At 67.9% G+C, this 20,571-nt stretch carries 21 protein-coding genes; 7 read left to right on the top strand and 14 right to left on the bottom strand.

Annotated elements, in window-relative coordinates; genetic code table 11:
- The first annotated feature begins 15 nt into the window (after nucleotides 1-15).
- Nucleotides 16-1,569, top strand: coding sequence for a PepSY-associated TM helix domain-containing protein (locus tag BST42_RS21500; protein WP_083121354.1), 1,554 nt, complete (start codon nucleotides 16-18; stop codon nucleotides 1,567-1,569).
- Here BST42_RS21500 and BST42_RS21495 read toward each other — a convergent pair.
- From BST42_RS21495 to BST42_RS21485, 3 genes are read right to left on the bottom strand one after another with little or no spacing between them, the layout of a single operon-like run.
- Complete coding sequence (locus tag BST42_RS21495; RefSeq protein ID WP_083121353.1) at nucleotides 1,509-2,348, bottom strand: transglutaminase family protein; 840 nt, start codon at nucleotides 2,346-2,348, stop codon at nucleotides 1,509-1,511. The genes BST42_RS21500 and BST42_RS21495 overlap by 61 nt on opposite strands.
- Nucleotides 2,348-3,325 carry an alpha-E domain-containing protein gene (locus BST42_RS21490; RefSeq protein ID WP_083121352.1) on the bottom strand — a complete coding sequence of 326 codons (978 nt, stop codon included), beginning with the start codon at nucleotides 3,323-3,325 and terminating at the stop codon, nucleotides 2,348-2,350. Before BST42_RS21490 ends, BST42_RS21495 begins: the two co-directional genes overlap by 1 nt.
- Nucleotides 3,325-5,025, bottom strand: a complete 1,701-nt coding sequence (locus BST42_RS21485) for a circularly permuted type 2 ATP-grasp protein (protein WP_207569549.1) — start codon at nucleotides 5,023-5,025, stop codon at nucleotides 3,325-3,327. The genes BST42_RS21490 and BST42_RS21485 overlap by 1 nt, the downstream gene beginning before the upstream one ends.
- 149 nt (nucleotides 5,026-5,174) lie before the next feature.
- Between BST42_RS21485 and rpsT the strand changes: the two genes are divergently transcribed.
- A complete protein-coding gene (gene rpsT / locus BST42_RS21480) occupies nucleotides 5,175-5,435 on the top strand; it encodes a 30S ribosomal protein S20 (protein WP_036344424.1) in 261 nt (86 codons plus the stop codon).
- A gap of 1 nt (nucleotide 5,436) precedes the next feature.
- Here rpsT and holA read toward each other — a convergent pair whose 3' ends face one another.
- The 3 genes from holA to BST42_RS21465 are packed head-to-tail and all read right to left on the bottom strand — an operon-like array spanning nucleotide 5,437 to nucleotide 8,703.
- Nucleotides 5,437-6,411 carry a DNA polymerase III subunit delta gene (holA, locus tag BST42_RS21475; protein ID WP_083121351.1) on the bottom strand — a complete coding sequence of 325 codons (975 nt, stop codon included), beginning with the start codon at nucleotides 6,409-6,411 and terminating at the stop codon, nucleotides 5,437-5,439.
- A complete protein-coding gene (locus BST42_RS21470; protein ID WP_083121350.1) occupies nucleotides 6,371-7,903 on the bottom strand; it encodes a ComEC/Rec2 family competence protein in 1,533 nt (510 codons plus the stop codon). Before BST42_RS21470 ends, holA begins: the two co-directional genes overlap by 41 nt.
- Nucleotides 7,900-8,703 carry a ComEA family DNA-binding protein gene (locus BST42_RS21465; protein WP_083121349.1) on the bottom strand — a complete coding sequence of 268 codons (804 nt, stop codon included), beginning with the start codon at nucleotides 8,701-8,703 and terminating at the stop codon, nucleotides 7,900-7,902. The genes BST42_RS21470 and BST42_RS21465 overlap by 4 nt, the downstream gene beginning before the upstream one ends.
- A gap of 120 nt (nucleotides 8,704-8,823) precedes the next feature.
- Here BST42_RS21465 and BST42_RS21460 point away from each other — a divergent pair, with 120 nt between their 5' ends.
- Both BST42_RS21460 and BST42_RS21455 read left to right on the top strand, forming a co-directional pair.
- Nucleotides 8,824-9,882, top strand: coding sequence for an NAD(P)H-dependent amine dehydrogenase family protein (locus BST42_RS21460; RefSeq protein ID WP_083121348.1), 1,059 nt, complete (start codon nucleotides 8,824-8,826; stop codon nucleotides 9,880-9,882).
- 90 nt (nucleotides 9,883-9,972) lie between these two features.
- Complete coding sequence (locus BST42_RS21455; RefSeq protein WP_083121347.1) at nucleotides 9,973-10,521, top strand: YceI family protein; 549 nt, start codon at nucleotides 9,973-9,975, stop codon at nucleotides 10,519-10,521.
- Here BST42_RS21455 and BST42_RS21450 read toward each other — a convergent pair.
- Genes BST42_RS21450 through nadD form a run of 5 tightly spaced genes read right to left on the bottom strand, consistent with a single transcriptional unit; the run spans nucleotide 10,508 to nucleotide 13,818 of the window.
- Nucleotides 10,508-11,371, bottom strand: a complete 864-nt coding sequence (locus BST42_RS21450; protein ID WP_083121346.1) for a DegV family protein — start codon at nucleotides 11,369-11,371, stop codon at nucleotides 10,508-10,510. The two genes, BST42_RS21455 and BST42_RS21450, sit on opposite strands and share 14 nt — an antisense overlap.
- 3 nt (nucleotides 11,372-11,374) lie before the next feature.
- Complete coding sequence (octT, locus tag BST42_RS21445) at nucleotides 11,375-12,118, bottom strand: diglucosylglycerate octanoyltransferase (RefSeq protein WP_083121345.1); 744 nt, start codon at nucleotides 12,116-12,118, stop codon at nucleotides 11,375-11,377.
- Entirely contained in the window at nucleotides 12,108-12,776 is a 669-nt protein-coding gene (gpgP, locus tag BST42_RS21440; protein WP_083121344.1) for a glucosyl-3-phosphoglycerate phosphatase, read from the bottom strand. The genes octT and gpgP overlap by 11 nt, the downstream gene beginning before the upstream one ends.
- A complete protein-coding gene (rsfS, locus tag BST42_RS21435) occupies nucleotides 12,773-13,156 on the bottom strand; it encodes a ribosome silencing factor (protein ID WP_083121343.1) in 384 nt (127 codons plus the stop codon). Before rsfS ends, gpgP begins: the two co-directional genes overlap by 4 nt.
- Nucleotides 13,153-13,818, bottom strand: a complete 666-nt coding sequence (gene nadD, locus BST42_RS21430) for a nicotinate-nucleotide adenylyltransferase (protein WP_264047883.1) — start codon at nucleotides 13,816-13,818, stop codon at nucleotides 13,153-13,155. The genes rsfS and nadD overlap by 4 nt, the downstream gene beginning before the upstream one ends.
- Nucleotides 13,819-13,992: 174 nt before the next feature.
- Here nadD and BST42_RS21425 point away from each other — a divergent pair, with 174 nt between their 5' ends.
- Nucleotides 13,993-15,177, top strand: a complete 1,185-nt coding sequence (locus BST42_RS21425; protein WP_435406054.1) for a PE-PPE domain-containing protein — start codon at nucleotides 13,993-13,995, stop codon at nucleotides 15,175-15,177.
- Here BST42_RS21425 and BST42_RS21420 read toward each other — a convergent pair.
- From BST42_RS21420 to BST42_RS21410, 3 genes are read right to left on the bottom strand one after another with little or no spacing between them, the layout of a single operon-like run.
- A complete protein-coding gene (locus tag BST42_RS21420) occupies nucleotides 15,174-16,619 on the bottom strand; it encodes a vWA domain-containing protein (protein WP_083121340.1) in 1,446 nt (481 codons plus the stop codon). The genes BST42_RS21425 and BST42_RS21420 overlap by 4 nt on opposite strands.
- A 4-nt stretch (nucleotides 16,620-16,623) precedes the next feature.
- Nucleotides 16,624-17,502 carry an AAA family ATPase gene (locus BST42_RS21415; RefSeq protein ID WP_083121339.1) on the bottom strand — a complete coding sequence of 293 codons (879 nt, stop codon included), beginning with the start codon at nucleotides 17,500-17,502 and terminating at the stop codon, nucleotides 16,624-16,626.
- Nucleotides 17,503-17,521: 19 nt separating this feature from the next.
- Complete coding sequence (locus BST42_RS21410; protein WP_083121338.1) at nucleotides 17,522-18,772, bottom strand: glutamate-5-semialdehyde dehydrogenase; 1,251 nt, start codon at nucleotides 18,770-18,772, stop codon at nucleotides 17,522-17,524.
- A gap of 55 nt (nucleotides 18,773-18,827) precedes the next feature.
- On the opposite strand from BST42_RS21410, the gene BST42_RS21405 reads away from it, so the two are divergent.
- Both BST42_RS21405 and BST42_RS21400 read left to right on the top strand, forming a co-directional pair.
- Entirely contained in the window at nucleotides 18,828-19,679 is an 852-nt protein-coding gene (locus tag BST42_RS21405) for a ribokinase (RefSeq protein WP_083121337.1), read from the top strand.
- A gap of 33 nt (nucleotides 19,680-19,712) precedes the next feature.
- A complete protein-coding gene (locus BST42_RS21400; protein ID WP_083121336.1) occupies nucleotides 19,713-20,534 on the top strand; it encodes an enoyl-CoA hydratase/isomerase family protein in 822 nt (273 codons plus the stop codon).
- Nucleotides 20,535-20,571 lie beyond the last annotated feature (37 nt).

The following is a 20,571-nucleotide window of genomic DNA, read 5'->3' as shown; positions in this document are numbered from 1 at the left end:
CCCGACTTATGGGCGATGACGACGACCGAGACTTCGACGCGCCGCGGTGATGCGGCTGTGCTGCGCCGGATCTGGCGGCTGCACTTCTGGGTTGGGCTGTTCGCCGCGCCGGTGCTGGTGGTGTTGGCCTGCAGCGGCCTGGTGATCCTCTACAGCCAGCCGCTGGACGCGCTGCTCAACCGGCACCTGCTCGTGGTCGAGCAGGGACCGCAGGCGGTCCCCCTCGATGCGCAGGTGGCCACTGCCGTCCAGCACGCCGGCGCCGGAAGCACACTGGAGGCGGTCACGCCACCGGACAGCCCGAATGCCTCGACCCGGGTGGACTTCTCCGCCGCCGACGCCAAGGGCTACCCGCAGGCCGAAGCCAACGTCATCCAGGTGTTCGTCGACCCCTACACGGGCGCCTATCTGGGGCAGCGCGATCAGCTGTCCGGACTGGTGGGCTGGGCCAATCAGCTGCACCGGATGTTCGGCAACGACGGCCCGCACGTCCAGCTGCCGTCATTGGGACACCTCATCAATCCCTCCGCATACCCGGAGTCCACCATCCCGGTCGGGATCGGCAACCTCTGGATGGAGCTGACCGCGACCTGGATCCTCGTGCTCCTCGGCAGCGGGATCTATCTGTGGTGGCCGCGTGCCATCGAAGCCGCCAAACCGCTGCTGCGGGTCCGGTGGCGTGCCGGCGGCCGGGTGCGGTGGCGCGATGTGCATGCGCTGACCGGAGTCGTCGTCGCGGTCATCCTGATCTGCTATGTCCTGTCCGGGATGACCTGGACGCGGTATTGGGGTGAGAACTGGCGGGCGGTGACCGCAACGGTCACGCCGTCCAGCGAAATCGATGCTCCCTCAACGCCGGCGAAGCTCGGCGACTACGACCGTCTGGGCCGTCGCATCGCCTGGGCCGCCACCGACGACCCGATCTACGCCTCGCAGCCCGCCGCGGGCGCGGCCCGGCTGTCCTACACCGACGTCGACCGGATCGCCAAGGACGAGCACATGGTGCCCGGCTATTCCATCTTCCCGCCGACTGATACGACGCAGGACGGCGCGGTTGTGTACGGCAGCTACACGGTGGTCAACCGGTGGCCGCAACGTGTGTCGGAACAGCGGACGTTGTATCTGAACCAGTTCACCGGCGCCACCATCACCAACGCGACCGCCGCCCAGGACGGGGCGCTGTCCCGGTTGACGAGCTTCGGCATCGCCATGCACATGGGCAACCAGATGGGTTGGCTCACCCGCATTTCGGCCACCGTCGCCTGTCTCGGGGTTCTCCTCAGTGCGGTGACCGGATTGCTGATGTGGTGGAAACGCCGCCCGACCGGCCGCAGCGGGCTGCCAGGCCCGGCGAGCGAATCCACCCGTGCGAACACCCCGAAGAAAGCGATGATCACCGTGACCGTGATCGCGGTCGTTCTCGGAATCCTGTTCCCGGCCTTCGGCATTTCGCTGCTGGTGGTGCTGGTGGCCGAAGCGATCATCAGCGCTCGGCGGACACCGCCCGATCACGCCAGTCTGGTGACCTCCACGACCACATCGAGATCCGTCGAGCCCTCACCGGAGTAGATGCCCTTCAGTGGGGTGACGTCGGCGTAGTCCCGGCCGACGCCGACGCTGATGTACTGCTCGTTGATCTCCGAATCGTTGGTCGGGTCGTAGTTCCACCAGCCGCCTGTCCAGGCCTGGATCCACGCGTGACTCTGCCCGTCGATGGTGTCTCCGATCACCGCATCGCGATTGGGGTGTAGATAACCCGACACGTATCGGGCCGGAATTCCCATGCCGTGCAACAGGATCAGCGTCAAATGGGCGAAGTCCTGACACACTCCCTTGCCTTCACGCAGTGCGTCGAGACCCGACGAGTGCACGCCGGTGGTGCCGGGAACGTAATTGAGCTCACTGTGCGCCCACTGAGCGGCGGCGATCACGGCCTGCATCGGATCGTTCTCCTTGACGATGCGTCTGCCGACCCGCTGGAGTCGCCGGCTGGCCGGCGTGTAGTGCGTCGGGGTCAGCACCTCGTCGAAACGGTCCCGGACCGCCTCGGACGCCAGTTCGTCCCACGTCACGTCATCGCTGGGAGCTTCCGGCTTGTCGGTCTCGACCACCGATGACGCTGTCACCTCCAACTCCGTGTGCGGTGCGTGCAGGTCGAAAGCCGTTACCGCCGTGCCCCAATAGTCGACATAGCGGTAATTGCGAGTCGCCGGGATGGTCTCCACGCGGTTGAGGATGACGTTCTGCCGAGAATCCGAGCGCGGCGTCAGCCGAGCCTCGTTGTACGACGCGGTGACCGGTGACTTGTAGGCGTACCCCGTCGCGTGTACGACCCGCATCCGCCACATCAGATCTCCCCTTCCTCGATGACCAGCGCACCACGCTGGCCGGCGTCGGACCACGCGACCCACGGCGCGGAGTGGAAGTACTGCAGCGCCACCGCTTCTCCGACGTCGCGACAGGTTGCCTGCAGACCGGCCAGCCGTTCCTCCAGCGACTCGAGGAGCACACCCGGACGGATGAACTCCAACTCGCTGCGGGCACGGCCGAGGAGACGCTGAGCCTCTGCGGTGGACCCCAGCCGGTTGTGCGGACGGTGCATGAGTTCGTCGAGGCTGTGCTCGGCCAGTTTGAGCGAGTAGTAGATCGACCGCGGGAAAAGCCGGTCCAGCAACATGAATTCGACGACCCGGCTGGCGTCGAGCACACCGCGGTAGGTACGCAGATACGTGTCGTGCGCACCCGCCGAGCGCAACACCGTCACCCAGGCCGGTGACGAGGCGCTGTCCCCCACCCGGGACAGCAGCAGTCGCACCGTCATGTCGACCCGCTCGATGGCGCGCCCGAGGACCAGGAAGCGGTACCCGTCGTCGCGGGACAGCGTCGAATCGGCCAGCCCCGCGAACATCGCCGCCCGGCCCTCGATGAAGCTGAAGAACTCGTGCGGGCCGAGCCGCCGCGCCGCCCGCTCCCGTTCGGCGAGCGCGTTGTAGGTGGTGTTCAGACACTCCCACATGTCACTGGATGTGACTTCCCGTGCCGAGCGGGCATTTTCACGGGCAGCGGAGATCGCCTGGACGATCGAGCAGCCGCCTGCGGTGTCGCGGCTGAACGCCACCAGATCGGTCAGCGACCACAGGTCGAGCTGATGTTTGGGCGGCTCGATGCCCAGCACCTGCAGCAGAATTCGCGAGGTCTGATCGGGGTCCACGCTCGAGTCCTCGAGCAGCTGGTGCACAGTCACATCAAGGATGCGGGCGATGTCGTCGGCGCGCTCGACGTAACGCCCGATCCAGTAGAGCGCCTCGGCGTTGCGGGCCAACATCAGCGCATCACCTGCTGCTGTTGCTGCTGTTGTTGCTGCTGTTGTTGGCTCTGCTGCTGTTGGCCTTGTTGCTGCTGGCCGGAGGAGTCGGGACCCTTCTCGGCGACCGCCGCCTTGCCGGGTTTCGGGATCTTGCGCACCACCTCGGCGTCGCCGAGTTCGCGGGCAGCGACCGACGTCTTGGAGGCCAGCACCCAGGTGTCCTTGGATCCCCCGCCCTGGCTGGAGTTGACCACCAGCGAACCCTCGATCAGCGCCGTACGGGTGAGGCCGCCGGGCAGCACCCACACGTCCTCGCCGTCGTTGACGGCGAACGGCCGCAGATCGACGTGGCGCGGGGCCAGCGCGTCACCCACCTTGGTGGGCACTGTCGACAGCTGAACGACCGGCTGCGCGATCCAGCCGCGCGGATCGGCGATGACCTTTTTGCGGATGGTCGCCAATTCCTTCTCGGATGCGTCCGGGCCGAACACGATGCCATACCCGCCCGAACCCTCGACGGGTTTGATCACCAGTTCGTCGAGCCGGTCGAGCACTTCTTCACGTTCCTCGTCGAGCCAGCAGCGGAACGTGTCGACGTTGGCCAGCAGCGGCTTCTCGCCGAGGTAGTACTCGATGATCGTCGGCACGTAGGTGTACACCAATTTGTCGTCACCGACGCCGTTTCCGACGGCGCTGGAGATCACGACGTTGCCGGCCCGCGCGGCATTCAGCAGACCGGCAACGCCGAGCACCGAGTCGGGACGGAACTGCATGGGGTCGAGGAAGTCGTCGTCGATACGGCGATAGATGACATCGACCTGGCGCTCCCCTTCGGTGGTGCGCATGTAGACGACGTTGTCGCGACAGAACAGGTCGCGCCCCTCGACCAGTTCCACGCCCATCTGCCGGGCCAGCAGGGAGTGCTCGAAGTAGGCCGAGTTGAACGGCCCCGGGGTGAGCACGACGACCGTCGGATCGGCCTCATTGGTGGCCGCGGCGTTACGCAGCGCCCGCAGCAGATGCGAGGAGTAGTCGCCGACCGCGCGCACCCGGTGGGTGGCGAACAGGTTGGGGAAGACCCGGGCCATGGTGCGCCGGTTCTCCATGACGTAGGACACGCCGGACGGGGATCGCAGGTTGTCTTCGAGCACCCGGAAGGTGCCCTGGGCGTCGCGAACCAGGTCGATGCCCGCGACGTGAATGCGCACGCCGTTGGGTGGGCTGATGCCGGCAGCCTGCCGGTGAAAGTGCTCGCAGGAGGTGACCAGCCGGCGCGGGATGACCCCGTCACGCAGGATTTCCTGGTCGCCGTAGATGTCGTCGAGGTACATCTCCAGCGCCTTGACCCGTTGGGTGATGCCGCGTTCGAGCCGGGACCACTCAGCGGCGGAGATCACCCGGGGCACCAGGTCGAGCGGGAAGGGCCGCTCCTGACCGGACAGCGAGAACGTGATGCCCTGATCGATGAATGCCCGGCCCAGCGCCTCGGCCCTGGCTTCGAGTTCTTCGGCGTCGGACGGTGCGAGTTCAGCGAAGATTCCCTTGTACGGCCCACGGACGTTGCCTTGGTTGTCGAACATCTCGTCAAAGGCCTTGGCGTAGGAGCCGAGGTTGTTGTAGCCGCCGAAGATATGGTCGTGACGCCGAGGTTGTCGCGACCCATTGCGCGACGACCGATTTGTTTCCGAAGGCAGGGTGCGAAGGCTCACGTGTCCCATGCTGCCGCACGTTCACCGTTTCGGCAGGCCAGTGACCTCCATTTTGTGAGTTCAGGGCCACCACTGGTACTCTGAGCAGTCGCTGCCCGAGGGCCTGACGGCCCCGGCAAGACTGACGAACCCCAAGCTTGAAGACGAGGAACTAACGCGTGGCCAACATCAAGTCGCAGGAAAAGCGCATCCGCACCAACGAGCGGCGCCGGGTGCGCAACAAGTCGGTGAAGAGTGCGCTGCACACCGCGATCCGCGGGTTCCGGACGGCCGCTGCTGAGGGCGACAAGGACAAGGCCGCCGAGCTGCTCGTGTCGACCAGCCGCAAGCTGGACAAGGCCGCCAGCAAGGGCGTGATCCACAAGAACCAGGCGGCCAACAAGAAGTCCGCGCTGGCTCAGGCCTTCAACAAGATCTGATTCAGTCCCGGCCGCTTCCGGCGGCCAATTGCGCCACCTTGCGCACCGCATCCTCCAGCACGTAGTCCGCGTCTGCTGCAGCACCCTTGACGTCGGCGTTCAACGCCGCGACCAACCGCATCGCCGTCGCCACCTTGTCGCGTGACCAGCGCCGCGACTGCTTTTGCGCCTTCTGGATCTTCCACGGCGGCATTCCCAGCTCTGAGGCCAACCGGTACGGGTCGCCCGAGACCGGGCCCACCCGCGCGATCGTGTGCACCGCCTCGGCAAGCGCATCGGCCAGCACGACGTGCGGGACGCCGCGCAGCATCGCCCACCGCAGCGCCTCAGCCGAGCCGGGGACATCACCCACCACCGCCTTGTCGGCGATATCGAAGCCGGAGACCTCCGCCTTGCCGCTGTGATATCGCCGGACCGCGATCGCGTCGACCTGACCGGCGGTGTCGGCGACCAGCTGCGAGCACGCCGACGCAAGGTCCCGGATGTCGGAGCCGACGGCATCGAGCAGCGCGGTGACGGTGTCGTCGTCGACCTTGACCTTCTGCCTTCGGAACTCGGCGCGCACGAAGTCGACCCGCTCGGCGGCCTTGGTGATCTTGGCGCACGGATGCACCTGCGCGCCGAGTTTCTTCAGCTGGTCGGCCAGCGCTTTGGCGCGCCCACCACCGGAGTGCGCGACCGCCAGCACGGTGCCGGGCGGCAGGTCGGCGGCCGCCGTCGCGATCAGCTCGACGGCCTCCTTGCCGGCCTCGGCGGCCGACTCGAGCACCACCACCCGCTCGTCGGCGAACAGCGACGGGCTGAGCAGTTCGGCGAGCTCGTTGACCGACACGTCGCCCGCGCGCAGCCGGTCCACCGGTACGTCGGCGCCGCCGGAAGCATCACGGGCCAGCCGCAACACCTCGGAGATGGCGCGGTCGACCAGTAACTCCTCGTCACCCAGGATCAGATGCAGACCGTCTACCGTCGCGCTCACCCGATGATCGTTTCACGGGCGGCCGACAGCGGCGGACACCGACCTTCACCCATCGCCAGACCAGCAGCGCGGCGAGTGACGTCCCCGCGACGGCAAGCACGCCGCCGAGCCCGGACGGCACGCTCACCGCGGCGCCGGGAACGTCGGCAGCGGTGGACGCGACGCGCAGCAGCCACCAGAGCTCCGGACCGGTGAAGCGGATGAGCAGCCCGGCGGCCGCCGGCAGCAGCCAGCACAATGCAGCGGCCGCGGTACCCAGCACGGTGATCGGCGGGATCACCACGGCGACAGCCAGATTGGCGAGCACACCGATCACGCTCAGCTTGCCCGATATCGCGGCGACCAATGGTGCGGTGACCAACTGGGCGGCCAGCGCGATACACACCGCCTCGGCCAGGGGCTTGGGCCAGCCACGGGCGATCAGCCAAGCCGACCAGCCGGGAGCCAGCACGATGAGCGCGGCGGTCGCCGAGACCGACAGTGCGAAGCCCGCGTCGACGGCTAATTGCGGTGCCGCGATGAGCAATCCAAGTACGGTGGCCGCCAGCACCGGGACCGCCTGCCGTCTGCGGGCACTCGCGATCGCCACCAACGCGATGGCGCCCATCACGGCCGCGCGCAACACACTGGCCGTGGGCTGGACGACGATGACGAACGCCATCAGTGCGACTGCCGCCAGCCCGACCGCCACACGCGGTCCCACCAAGCCGGCGGACAGCAGCACGGCACCGCAGACGATCGTGACGTTCGCGCCGGAGACCGCGGTGAGGTGGGTCAGGCCGGCGGTTTTGAATTGCGTTGCGGTGGTCGCTGATACAGCTGAGGTGTCACCCAGTACCAGTCCGGGCAGGATGGCTGCCTGATCGGCGGGCAGCGCGACGCGAGCCGAGCGGGCGAAATGGTCGCGGACCGCCCGGGCCGCCCGCTGCAGCGGCGACGCCCGCCCCACCGTGGGCCGGCCGGTCGCGTTGAGCACGGCCACCGTCAAGTCGCGCCGGGCCGGCCGGCTGGTGCGGGCTTTGAAGCGGACCGGCTGGCCGGCCATCAACTCGCCGAAACCCTGTACCTGGGCGAAAACCACCACACTGCCGGTCATCTCGGCACCGTCGAACTGAGAGAGCGCGGCATGGAACATCAGTCGTCCACTGCCGAGCTGGCGAGGCTCCTCCCTCGGCGTCACCGTCACGGTTGCGACCGCGCCGAATCGGTGGGCGATCGGATGTTCGCGAGCCGCGTCGCTGCGCATCGCCGCGGCCAACGCGAAACCCGCGCCGACGACCGCCGCGCCCACCACCGCGACACCCGCCGTGCGGAAAACGGGCACCCGCTCGCCTCGCCATCGGGCCAGCGACGCCCAGCCGACGCCCACGCCCGCGCAGGCCGCGGCCAGCAGCGGCCCCACCGCCCACGTGATCGCCACCGCCGTGACCGTCCAGGCCGTCAGCGCCGCGGGTACCAGCCGCAGATCGAGCCGGCCGCTGGCGTCTGTCACACCCGGACCAGCGCCCGTAGTTTTTCCAGCCGCGCCGGACCGATGCCGTCTACCTCACCGAGCTGGTCGACGCTGGCGAACTTGCCGTTGGCGTCCCGCCACGCGACGATCGCGGCGGCCGTCACCGGCCCCAGCCCCGGCAGCGCATCGAGTTGTTCGACCGTGGCCGTGTTGAGGTTGACCGGCTCCGCCGGAGCGCCCTTTCCCGGCGCCGCCGGCGGGTCGGACGCGGCGGGCGGTGCCCCGCCGACCGAGCTGCCGAGAGCGGTCGGCTGGCCGGCCGGGGTGGCGATGCCGACGACGATCTGTTCGCCGTCGGTGAGATGGCGCGCCAGGTTGAGCCCGAGCGTGTCGGCTCCGTTCAGCGCGCCACCCGCGGCCGAGACCGCATCGGCGATGCGGGCGTCCGGGGCGAGGGTCACCAGCCCGGGCTTCGTGACGAGCCCGACCACGCTGACCACCACAGGCTGGTTGGGATCCGGACCGGGCCGCGCGGCGACCGAAGACACCATCTCCACCGGCGGCAGCTTGGCCGACACCACGGGTGGCGGGTCGTCACGCATCAGGGCGAACACCGTGATGAGCACCGCGACAGCGGCGATCACCGCCAGGGCGATGCCGCCCGAACGGCCGGGATCCGCCCGGATCGCGGCGAGCCAGTTCGCGCCGCGCTCGGCGCGCCCGTCCGGAATCCAGCTGGGTACCGGGATCTCGTCATCGTCGTCCTCATCGGTCGGTTCACCCGCCGGGTCACCTCGGAGCCGGCGTTGCAGGCCGGCCAGCGGCTGATCGGTTCGCATGCCGCGACGCTAAGGCGCGACGGCGACTGGAGATCCGCTGTGCGGGACTGCGCGGTGCGAACCTGTGGATGAATCCGGAACTGTGTACACGTCCGAACCGCGCCACCCAGGGAGCACCCCATGACCGCCATCACCGACCGCCCCATCCGGGTGATCCAGTGGACCACCGGCAACATCGGCCGCCGGTCGCTGCACGCGATCATCGGCCGGCCGGACCTGGAACTGGTCGGGGTGTACGCGCACGGCGCCGACAAGCTCGGTGTCGACGCAGCCGAGTTGTCCGGCTGGCCCGAGCCCACCGGTGTCACCGCGACCAACGACATCGATGCGCTGCTGGCGGCCAAGCCGGACGCCTGTTGCTACAACCCGTTGTGGCCCAGCGTGGACGAGTTGGTGAGGCTGTTGGAGGCCGGCGTCAACGTGTGTTCGTCGGCGGCGTGGATCACCGGCGGCAAGCAGTCACCAGAAGATCTGGCCCGGATCCGAAAAGCCTGCGAGCAAGGCAATTCCACGATCTTCGGGAGCGGCGCGCATCCCGGGATGACGAACATGGTCGGCATGGTGCTCTCCGGCGCCTGCGAACGCGTCGACGAAATTCGGATCACCGAGTCGGTGGACTGTTCGACCTATGAGTCGGCGGGCACCCAGTCCGCGATGGGCTTCGGCTGCGATCCCGACACCGAGGGTCTGGCCGAGAGTGTGCGGGTAGAGAGCGAAGTGTTCGCCGAGTCCGCGGCGATGATGGCCGACGCGATCGGCGCGAAGCTGGACCGGATGACCTTCGACGTCACGTTCACCACCGCCACCGGTGACAGCGACCTCGGCTTCATGACGATCCCGGAGGGCACCGTCGGCGGCGTGTACGGCTACCACCGCGGCTGGGTCGGTGACCGCAATGTCGTCAGTGTCGGGTTCAACTGGATCATGGGCAGTCACGTCGTCCCGCCCAAGCCACTCGAGCACAGTCACGTCATCCAGGTCTACGGGGTGCCGAACATGCGCACGGTGCTGCACTGCCTTCCGCCGAAGAACTGGCCGGAGGCGGGCTTCATGGGGCTGGGCATGATCTACACCGCGTTGCCCGTCACCAACGCGGTGCCCGCGGTGGTCGCCGCCAAGCCGGGCATCGCCACGCTGGCCGACCTGCCCCCGATCACAGGCAGATTCGCCGCCAACTGACCTCGGGGGAATTAAACCGGACCACAGTCCGGTTACTTGGTGGGAGGCGTCGAGCACCGGGCCCGGCGCCGCCGATCAAGGAGACCCACGATGACCGCAGCTGTTCAGGCCACCGACCTCACCGGCACCTGGGCGATCGACCCCGTCCATTCGTCGATCAGCTTCTCAGTACGCCACCTCGTCGTCAGCAAGGTCCGCGGGACCTTCGGCGCGTTCAGCGGCGCCATCACCGTCGCGGCCGACGGCACGCCGTCGGTGACCGCCGAGATCGACGTCGCCTCGGTCCATACCGGCAACGAGCAGCGCGACGCGCACCTGCAGGCGCCCGATTTCTTCGACGTCGAGAACTACCCCACCGCCACATTCGCATCGACGTCGGTGGTCCCCGACGGGGACGCCTACCGGCTCGAGGGCGACTTCACCCTCAAGGGCGTGACCCGCCGGATCAGCCTGCCCGTACAGTTCAACGGGGTGAACCCCGGCATGGGGCACGGGGCGGTCGCCGGGTTCGAGGCATCAGTGGTGCTGAACCGCAAGGACTTCGGCATCGATATCGACATGCCGTTGGAGACCGGCGGCGCGGTTGTGGGCGACAAGGTCACCATCACCCTGGAGATCGAAGCCCTCAAGCAGGCGTGAGGCGATCCGGCGGGGTGGGATCGAGTGCGACGGCGATTCCCACCGCGCCGGCGCCGACATGTACGCCGAGCACCGGGCCCAGGTCGGTGACGACCACATCGCCGCAACCGGGCAGCGCCGAGGCCAGTGTGGCGGCCAATTCTCCTGCAGCGTCGGGATTGTCGATGTGGTGGACCGCGAGCGCGGCGTGCCGCTCACCTACCACCTCGAGAACCTGCTCGATCATCGCGGCCTGCGCCTTGGATGCGGTGCGCACCCGTTGAGCCAGCACCAGCCGGCCCTCTTCATCGATGCGTAACAGCGGTTTGAGCGCGAGCGCGGTGCCCAACCAGGATGCGGCGGTACCGATCCGGCCGCTGCGGCGCAGGTTGTCCAGCCGCTGCACCACGATATAGGCCCGCACTCGAGACACCGCCGATTCCGCTTCGGCGGCAACGGTTTCCAGGTCAGATCCGCCGAGCGCGGCACGCGCCGCGGTCAGTGCGACGAACCCGGTGCCCATCGCCGTCGACTTCGAATCCACCACCCGCACTGCACCGCCGAACTCGCGGGCCGCGTATTCGGCAGCCCCCAGGGTGCTGGAGAGCTCACCGGAGATGTGCACGGCAACCACTCCGTCACCGTTGCTGGCGTGCAATGCCTCCCGGTAGGCAGCGGACAGTTCACTCGGGGTCGCCCCGGCGGTCGTCACATGACCCCGTTGATACAGATCGGCCGGGATCGCGTCGACACCGTCGCGCAGGTCGCGGCCGTCGACCAGGATGTGCAGCGGCACAACGCGGATACCGCAGGCGCGGACATCATCGGTCCGCAGCCGAGCCGACGAATCGGTGACCACGATGACGGCCATCGATCAGTTGCGCGAGTTGTCGAGTGGGACCCCTGCTTCGGCGAGGGCCTTGAGCATCAGGTCGGCGACGCCGGAATGCGCTTCGAAGTTCCAGTGGATACCGTCCGGGTTGCCGCGACCGGCCAGAACCTCTTCGGCCACCGCGGCTTTCAGATCGACCACCGGAATACCGTGCTGTGCCGCCCACTCGTTGATCGCGGCGACGGTGCCGGGCCTGCCGCGATGGGACATGCCATAGGTGGGCGCGATGTGCACCGACGGCACCGATGCGACCATCGGGATGCCGGGTCGGTTGAAGTCGATTGCACCACGGGTCATTTCGAGATACTCGACTGTCAGGTGAGGAGGAAGTGCCGGGCGCGCCATCGGCGAGAGCCTCGGCTGAACCCAGCCGTAGCCGTCGCGCACCCAGCGGCGCAGCCAGGATGGGCGGACGTAGCGGATCAATTCCCGCAAGGCGGTGGGTAGCGGCGAGGGCAGCGAATCCATCCCGCTGGTCGCGAAGATCACCGCACCGGCCCGGGGTAGCGCGGCCCACGCCCGCGGGTCCTGAGTGGCCGCCCACCACACGTCGCGGCTGGTCCACCCAATGCGACCGATCAGTTCGATGTCCCAACCCAGTTGACGGGCAACAATATTGGGCCAGATCCGCGGATCGTCGGAGGGTAGGCCGCCTTGCGGCCCGTAGTAGGACAGGGAATCACAGAAGACAAGTAACGTACGGGCGTGGCTGCCGTCAGAGGACATCGTTGGCCACCTGCGCCGAGGCGTTCCACACGTCGAGACGCCACCGGATGTCCTCGAAGGCGGCGTCGTCTGCAGCGTGTCCGGACAGCTGCGCCCAGCTCGCGTTGCCCATGCCACCCAGCACCGGCCAGCTTTCGACCGGAAGCCCGAGCAGCCCGGCGCACAGCGCGGCGATCAGCCCACCGTGGGCCACCAGCACCAGCGGGCGGTCGGGCTCGTCGACGCCCCATTCACGCTCTGCGGCAACCAATTCAGCGACAAGCGGGATGCTGCGGTTGGCGACATCGACCCGACTCTCGCCGCCGTGCGGAGCCCACGTCGCGTCGTCGCGCCACGCCAGCCGCGCGCCTGGCGACACCGCGTCCACCTCATGGTGCGTCAAACCCTGCCAGTCACCGAGGTGGGTTTCGCGCAGCCGGGTGTCGACCTCCACCCGCAGCCCGGTGCGCTCCCCCAGCGCCACCGCGGTGTCGTAGGCGCGGTGCAGATCGGAGGACACGATGCGCACCGGCTGACGCTTGGCCAGCACCTCGGCGGCGGCGACAGCCTGGGCCCGGCCCAGGTCGGTGAGCTCGCTGTCGAGCTGACCCTGCATGCGACTTCCGGCGTTGTATTCCGTCTGTCCGTGGCGCAGCATCACCAGCCTGCGCACCCTCATGGAGTGTCCTCTACCTCAACGTCATCCAGATTCACGGTCAGGAAGGGGCAGTCCCGCCACAGTCGGTCCAGGGCGTAGAAGTTGCGCTCCTCCTGGTGCTGGATGTGCACCACGATGTCGACGTAGTCCAAGAGCACCCAGCGGCCTTCGCGGGTACCTTCCCGGCGGGCCGGCTTGTATCCGGCCAGCCGCATCTTCTCCTCCACCTCGTCGACGATCGCGTTGACCTGTCGCTCGTTGGACGCCGAGGCGATCACAAAGCAGTCGGTGATCACCAACTGGCCGGAGACGTCGATCACGACCACGTCCTGCGCGAGCTTGGCGGCGGCGGCCCGTGCGGCCACGGTTGCCATCTGGACGGCTTCGTCGGACGCGGTCACGTGGTGGTCTCCTCGATTGTGGTGACGGACATGCGGTCCACCTGGCCCAGGTCGCGGTAGAGGCGGCGCTTGGATACGTACTGCACGACGCCGTCGGGCACCAGATACCAGATGGGCCGGTTCTTGGCCGCGCGTAGCCGGCAATCGGTGGACGAGATGGCCAGGGCGGGCACCGAGACCAGGCTCAGCGCCTCCTCGGGCAGTTGGTCGAACGCGGCGACGATGTGTTGGCCGTTGAGCTCGTAACCGGGTCGGCTGACACCGACGAATTTCGCCAGCGCGAATAGTTCCTCCCAGTTCTGCCAGGACAGGATCGATGCCAGTGCGTCGGCTCCGGTGATGAAGTACAGGTCGGCGTCGGGATTCAGCGCCCGCAGATCGCGCAGGGTGTCGCTGGTGTAGGTGGCTCCGCCGCGGTCGATGTCGACGCGGCTCACCGAGAACCGGGGGTTGGCGGCGGTCGCGATGACCGTCATCAGGTAGCGATCCTCGGCCGGAGTCACCTCCCGAGACTTCTGCCACGGCTGGCCGGTGGGCACGAACACCACCTCGTCCAGCTCGAAGAGGTCGGCGACCTCACTTGCCGCGACCAGGTGGCCGTTGTGGATGGGATCGAACGTCCCACCCATCACGCCGAGCCTGCGCCGCGCCGAGGAAACCACGATTGACCAGCTTACGGGAGGCGCAGGTGGGTTTCCTCACGCTCGCGATCGGTCGCGGACTCTGTGCTCTGGCAAAGGCGCGTGAGGGATATCACAGATGTTCAGGTAGCCTTTTGTCCGAGTCGAGTTATGCCGATCAGGGGGCCTGTGATGAAGAAGCTCGGTAGCCGACGGATGTCTGTGCCTGTGACCAGTGTGGTGGCTGTGGCTGCGGCAGTTGCGGTGGGACTGACGCCGACGGTGTCGTCGGCACCGATGCTGACCGCGGCCGCGGTAGATTATCTGCGCGGCACGAATATCGGCTGGACTCCCACCGATCAGCAGTACCGCGATTTCATCTCCCGCGTGCTCGACGGCACCGACACACCGGCCGCCACGCCCACCTCGGCAGGCAACATCGCCTACAACGCCGGTTTCTGGCCGGTGTCGAACAACTACATCTTCGACAAGACGTGGAACCAGTCCGTTGCGCAGGGTGTGAAGAACGTCGAGGCGCGCGACCCCCAGGGCGACGTCATCTTCGGACTGTCGCAGGGTGCGGTGGTGCTGTCCCGCTACAAGGCCGCCCACCCCGAGGGCACCGGAAACACCTTCGTCCTCGTTGAGAACCCGAGCCGGCCCAACGGCGGAATACTGGAAAGGTTTGCCGGACTGTATATTCCGGTCCTCGACATCAGCGTGAGCGGGGCGACCCCCGACAACGGCGACACCACGGTCGACGTCGCCCGCCAGTACGACGGCTGGGCCGACTTCCCCACCTACCCCTTGAATCTGCTGGCAACGGTCAACGCGATCATGGGCATGATCTATGTCCACGGTCAGACCCAGACCGAGCTCACCGCCGCCGACATCGAGGCCGCGAAAGCCGGCGGCAATGCGTATTACCAACAGCATGGCGACACCACGTACTACCTCATCCGGACCCCGCTGGTCCCGTTGCTGATGCCGCTCAAGGGAATCGTGCCCGACCCGATTCTGGGCGCCATCGATCCGGTCCTGCGCAAGTTCATCGAAATGGGTTACAACCGCGCCGATTACAGCGCACCGACGAGGGCCCAGCTGCTGCCGGGGATCAGCCTGCCCGCCTTCCCCAGCCGGCCCGCAGCTGCGAGCGCGCCGAAGGCCGTTGCGCCGGCTGCCGCCGAACCCGAGGTGAGCACGCCTGAGGTGACCACGCCCGAGGTGAGCACGCCCGAGGTGAGCAAGCCGGCGGAGTCGACGCCGAAGGCCGGCAGTCCCGCCAAGAAGACGACCGGCGCCAAGAAGAGCGCCGCGTCGAGTGACTCGTCGGGCAGCGATGCGCCGAAGAAGAAGTCCACCGGCGGCAGTGCCCGGCCGTCGGCGAAGAAGGCGAGCTAGACCGGGAGCAGCTGGTCGATCACCGCGGCAAGCTGCTTGGCCGATCGGCATTCGTGCATGGTGATGACGTCCTCGTAGCGCGGCACCGCCGAATCACCGCTGCCCCAGAGGTGCCGCGGCTCGGGGTTGAGCCAGTGCGCATGCCGGCTCGAGGTGACCATGTGGGCCAGGATGTCGACGGCAGGATTGCGGTAGTTGGTGCGCCCGTCGCCGAGCACCAGAAGCGAACTGCGCGGCGACAACACATTGTGGAAGTTCTCGGTGAACGAGACGAACGCGTTGCCGTAGTCGGAGTGCCCGTCGCGGGTGTACACCCCCGCCTCGCGGGTGATGCGCTGGATCGCGACCGCCAGGTCGGCTTCCGGACCGAACAGGTGCGTCACCTCGTCGGTGGTGTCGATGAAGGCGAACACCCGAACCCGGGAGAACTGCTGACGCAGCGCGTTGACGAGCAGCAGCGTGAAGTGACTGAAGCCCGCCACCGAACCCGAGACATCGCACAGCACAACGAGTTCCGGCCGGGCCGGGCGCGGCTTGCGCAGCACCACGTCGATCGGCACGCCCCCGGTCGACATCGACTTACGCAGCGTCTTGCGCAGGTCGATGGCCCCCGAACGGGATCGCCGGCGACGAGCCGCCAAGCGGGTGGCCAGCATCCGGGCCAAGGGGCCGACGACCTTGCGCATTTCGCGCAGCTGATCGCCGGACGCCCGCAGGAACTCCACGTTCTCGGCCAGCTGCGGGATGCCGTACATCTGGACATGATCACGGCCCAGCTGTTCGGCGGTGCGCCGCTTGGTCTCGCTTTCCACCATCCGGCGAAGCTGCGCGATCTTCTGCGCGGCAAGCGCTTTGGCGATCTGCTCCTGCGTCGGCGTCGGGTCGTCGTCGTGCGGTGCGAGCAGGCCGGCCAGCAGCCGGCCTTCCAGCTCGTCGAGTCCCATCGCCTTGAGCGCCTGATACGACGAGTACGACGGGCCGCGGCTGGAGGTGTAGCGGCCGTAGGCTTCGACGATCTGGGCGATCATGGCGACCAGCCGCTCGTCCATGTCGCCGATGTCGGGATTGTCGGCCAGTAGGTCCAGCAGCATTTCCCGCATGGCCTCGATGTCCTCGGGCGGCAGACCCTGCTGAGGCTCGTCGTCGGCATCCTCGTCGACCAGCACGGTGCGCCCGCCCAGCGCCGCGGGCCACCACAGGTCGAACAACGCGTCGTAGGTCTGCCGGTGGTCGGCGCGCCTGAGCACCGCGCAGGCCAATCCCTCGCGCAGCGCCTCACGCTCCCCCAGCCCCAGCACCGTCAGCACCCGGCCCGCGTCGACTGTCTCCGAGGGTCCCACCGAAATGCCTTGGGCGCGCAGCGCTTCGACGAAGCCAACCAGATGGCCGGGCAACCCGTGCGGGGCCAGTGGCTGTGCGGGACGCACCCTGCGGACGGCCATCGGACTAGTTCAGCCGAAGTTCGCTGGTGGCTCGCTGCTGATCGGACTGGTGTTTGAGCACCACTCCGAGCGTCGCGGCGATGGTGGCGTCGTCGATGGTGTCCATCCCCAGGGCCAGAATGGTGCGGCCCCAGTCGATGGTTTCGGCGACCGACGGCACCTTCTTGAGCTGCATGCCCCGCAGCACCCCGATGATCCGGACCAGTTCGGCGGCCAGCGACTCCGGCAGCTCCGGCACCCGCGACAACAGGATGCGCCGCTCGAGGTCGGGGTCGGGAAAGTCGATGTGCAGGAACAGGCAGCGGCGCTTGAGCGCCTCGGATAGCTCGCGGGTGGCGTTGGAGGTCAGCACCACGAACGGAGTGCGCGCGGCGGTGATGGTGCCGAGTTCCGGGACGGTGACCGCGAAGTCGCTGAGCACCTCGAGCAGCAGGCCCTCGATCTCGATATCGGCCTTATCGGTTTCGTCGATCAGCAGCACGGTGGGCTCGGTGCGGCGGATCGCGGTCAGCAGCGGGCGGGACAGCAGGAATTCCTCGCTGAAGATGTCGGACTTGGCCTGGTCCCAGTCGTTCGAGCCGGACTGCATCCGCAGGATCTGCTTGGCGTGGTTCCACTCGTAGAGCGCGCGGGCCTCGTCGACACCCTCGTAGCACTGCAGGCGCACCAGGCCCGACCCGGTGGTCTGGGCGACCGCGCGGGCGAGTTCGGTCTTGCCGACACCGGCAGGCCCTTCGACCAGCAGGGGCTTGCCGAGCCGGTCGGCGAGGAACACCGCGGTGGCGGTGGCGGTGTCGGGCAGGTAGCCGGTCTGGGCCAGCCGCTTGGCGACATCGTCGATGTCGGCGAACAGCGGCGCCGGGCGGGCCGGGGTTTCAGTCACGGATTCTCCTGTTGTCGTCTCAGGCAGGTCGGGTATGGCCGTCTCCCCAGACGATCCACTTGGTTGAGGTCAATTCGGGCAAACCCATCGGGCCACGGGCATGCAGCTTCTGGGTGGAGATGCCGATCTCGGCTCCGAAGCCGAACTGCTCGCCGTCGGTGAATGCCGTGGAGGCGTTGACCATCACCGCTGCGGCGTCCACACGTTCGGTAAAGCGTTGCGCCGCTTTGAGATCGGTGGTGACGATCGCCTCGGTGTGCCCGGTGCCGTAGGTGTTGATGTGCTCGATTGCGGCGTCGAGACCGGCCACAGTGGCCACGGCGATGTCCATCGACAGGAACTCCGCCCGCAGGTCGTCCTCGGTCGGGTTGTCGTGGACGGTGACGCCGGCCTGGCTCAGGGCGCCAACCAGGCGAGGTAATGCGGTGTCGGCCAGCGCCTGGTCGACCAACAGGGTCTCGGCCGCATTGCAGACACTGGGCCGACGGGTCTTGGCGTTGAGGATGATTCGCTCTGCGACGTCGACGTCGGCGGCGGAGTGAACGTAGACATGGCAGTTGCCGACGCCGGTTTCGATGGTCGGCACCGTGGCATCGCGCACGACAGCGTCGATCAGGCCGGCGCCGCCGCGCGGGATCACCACGTCCACCAGCCCGCGGGCCTGGATGAGGTGGGTGACGCTGGAGCGGTCGGCACTGGGCAGCAGCTGAACCGCGTCTTCGGGCAGGCCTTCGGCGGCCAGGGCGCCACGCAGCGCGGCCACGAGCGCGGCGTTGGAATTGGCGGCCGAGGAGCTGCCGCGCAGCAGGACGGCGTTGCCGGACTTGAGGGTGAGTCCGAAGGCGTCGACGGTCACATTGGGCCGGCCTTCGTAGACGATTCCGACAACGCCGAGCGGCACCCGCTGCTGGCGCAGTTGCAATCCATTGGGCAGGGTGCGGCCGCGCAGCACTTCGCCGATCGGATCCGGCAGTCCCGCGACCTGACGCAGACCGGCGGCGATGCCGTCGATGCGCTGCGGGTTGAGCGCCAGCCGATCCAGCATCGCCTCCGCGGTGCCCACATTTCGTGCGGCGTCGAGGTCGGCGGCGTTGGCGGCCAGGATCGCGTGGGCGTGTGCGAGCACGGCGTCCGCGGCAGAGTGCAGGGCGCGGTCTTTGATGGTCGTGGTCAGCGTTCCAAGGGTGCGCGAGGCGATCCGCGCCCGGCGGGCGGCGTCGTGAACCTGGTCGCGCAGCTCTGATCGAGTGGAAGGCGCTTCGACACTCATCCGCCCAGGATATCGGTCTCCCTACCAACCGGCAGGTGGGGGCTAACGTACGGGCGTGACCAGAGTGTGCGTGGTGGGCAGCGTGAACGTCGATCAGTTCTTCCGGGTGACTGCGTTGCCCCGGGCCGGCGAGACGGTTCTGGGCTCGTCGGTGGTGACCGGCCCGGGCGGTAAAGGCGGCAACCAGGCGGTGGCCGCGGCCCGGGCCGGCGCCGATGTGCAGTTCGTCGGAGCGGTCGGCACCGACCGCGAGGCCGATGAGTTGCGGGCCCATCTGCATACCAATGGTGTCCGGCTCGACGGTGTGGAGGCGTTGTCGGTTGCCAGTGGCCGAGCGGTCATCCTGGTCGACCAGCACGGCGAGAACATGATCGTGGTGGCACCGGGAGCCAACGGGCATCTGACCCTCAACGCGGCCGCCCGCGCCGTCATATCCGAATGCGAGGTGCTGCTCGTCCAGTTGGAGGTGCCGGTCGCGACGGCCGTGGCTGCCGCCCGGGAGGCGCGCTCTGTCGGGGCGACGGTGATGGTCAACGCCTCCCCGGTGAGCACCGACCCGGGACTGGCCGAGCTCGCTGACGTCACCGACGTCGTCATCGTCAACGAGGCCGAGGAACCGCACTGGCGTTGGCCCACAGAGCATCTCGTGGTCACCCGCGGATCACGCGGTGCGACCTACCGCGGCCCGCACGGTGCTGTTGATGTCCCCAGTCCCGAGGTCGAGGCGATCGACACCACCGGCGCAGGCGATGTCTTCGCCGGCGTGCTCGCGTCCAGCTGGGCCGGCGGCCACGACCGCGCACTACGGCGGGCCTGCGCCGCAGGCGCGCTGGCGACACTGGTCGAGGGCGCGGGCGATTGCGCACCGCGCAGTGAGGCGATCGACGACGTCCTCACCCAGTACTGAATTCTTTACGGTTGGGGCGATAGTGTGCACCCGATGACACACACCGACAGTCCGCGACCGCCCGAGGGTGACTGGCTCGGCACTCCGTTCTTGAAATTCACCCGGGAAGGCGCGTTCGGGGTGTGCACCCTGGACCGTCCCGAGGCGCGCAACGCCATGACACCGGCGATGTACTTCGGCATCAAGTACGCGGTCAACCACGTGGGGGCTGACCCCGATCTTGCCGGCCTGCTCATCACCGGCACCGGCGACGTGTTCGCCCCCGGCGGCGACATGGGCGGCGGCGGAGTCGACAACTGGCTGACGTTCGGGGCGGCGTTGGGCATGGACGCGTTGCCGTTCGACACGCTGCGACAGTCCGCCAAACCGGTCGTAGCTGCCGTCAACGGACTGTGTCAGGGCGGCGGGCTGCAGATCGCGCTGTGCGCCGATATGGCGGTGGTCAGTGACCGCGCGACGTTCCGCGTCCCCGAGCTCTACCGCGGAATCGCCGACACCTACTACAGCCAGATGCTCGCCCGGCTGATCGGGCCGGTTCGCACGCGCGACCTGATGTTCACCGGTCGCACGCTGAGCGCCGAGGAGGCGCTGAAGTGGGGCATGGTCGCCAGGGTGGTCCCGCACGACGACCTGGCCGACACGGCGCGCGACGTTCTCGCCCAGTGTTGTCGCACCGCTCCTGTCGCCCGCTCGGTGGTGAAGTCCAGCATCGACAACTATTTGGGGCTCTATGACCGGATCGGGATGCAGCGCAGTCTCGGATCACCAGAGTCCATCGAGGGCTTCATGGCGTTCAAGGAACGCCGCTCGCCGGAGTGGGTGCACCCGGACCTGCGCATCGACGGCAGGCTGTAGTTCAGCCTATCTTGAATACAGCTGACGCTGTACTGTC

Source organism: Mycolicibacterium rhodesiae, from assembly GCF_002086695.1.
GTDB classification, from domain to species: domain Bacteria; phylum Actinomycetota; class Actinomycetes; order Mycobacteriales; family Mycobacteriaceae; genus Mycobacterium; species Mycobacterium rhodesiae.
This window is presented reverse-complemented; position numbering and strand designations above follow the sequence as displayed.

What these genes read in the sequence shown, in the direction of transcription:
- BST42_RS21500 (WP_083121354.1), top strand. Translation starts at nt 16, where the DNA reads ATGACGACGACCGAGACTTCGACGCGCCGCGGTGATGCGGCTGTGCTG.
- BST42_RS21495 (WP_083121353.1), bottom strand. Translation starts at nt 2,348, where the DNA reads ATGTGGCGGATGCGGGTCGTACACGCGACGGGGTACGCCTACAAGTCA.
- BST42_RS21490 (WP_083121352.1), bottom strand. Translation starts at nt 3,325, where the DNA reads ATGTTGGCCCGCAACGCCGAGGCGCTCTACTGGATCGGGCGTTACGTC.
- BST42_RS21485 (WP_207569549.1), bottom strand. Translation starts at nt 5,025, where the DNA reads ATGGGACACGTGAGCCTTCGCACCCTGCCTTCGGAAACAAATCGGTCG.
- BST42_RS21465 (WP_083121349.1), bottom strand. Translation starts at nt 8,703, where the DNA reads ATGCGAACCGATCAGCCGCTGGCCGGCCTGCAACGCCGGCTCCGAGGT.
- BST42_RS21460 (WP_083121348.1), top strand. Translation starts at nt 8,824, where the DNA reads ATGACCGCCATCACCGACCGCCCCATCCGGGTGATCCAGTGGACCACC.
- BST42_RS21455 (WP_083121347.1), top strand. Translation starts at nt 9,973, where the DNA reads ATGACCGCAGCTGTTCAGGCCACCGACCTCACCGGCACCTGGGCGATC.
- BST42_RS21450 (WP_083121346.1), bottom strand. Translation starts at nt 11,371, where the DNA reads ATGGCCGTCATCGTGGTCACCGATTCGTCGGCTCGGCTGCGGACCGAT.
- octT (WP_083121345.1), bottom strand. Translation starts at nt 12,118, where the DNA reads ATGTCCTCTGACGGCAGCCACGCCCGTACGTTACTTGTCTTCTGTGAT.
- gpgP (WP_083121344.1), bottom strand. Translation starts at nt 12,776, where the DNA reads ATGAGGGTGCGCAGGCTGGTGATGCTGCGCCACGGACAGACGGAATAC.
- BST42_RS21425 (WP_435406054.1), top strand. Translation starts at nt 13,993, where the DNA reads ATGTCTGTGCCTGTGACCAGTGTGGTGGCTGTGGCTGCGGCAGTTGCG.
- BST42_RS21420 (WP_083121340.1), bottom strand. Translation starts at nt 16,619, where the DNA reads ATGGCCGTCCGCAGGGTGCGTCCCGCACAGCCACTGGCCCCGCACGGG.
- BST42_RS21410 (WP_083121338.1), bottom strand. Translation starts at nt 18,772, where the DNA reads ATGAGTGTCGAAGCGCCTTCCACTCGATCAGAGCTGCGCGACCAGGTT.
- BST42_RS21400 (WP_083121336.1), top strand. Translation starts at nt 19,713, where the DNA reads ATGACACACACCGACAGTCCGCGACCGCCCGAGGGTGACTGGCTCGGC.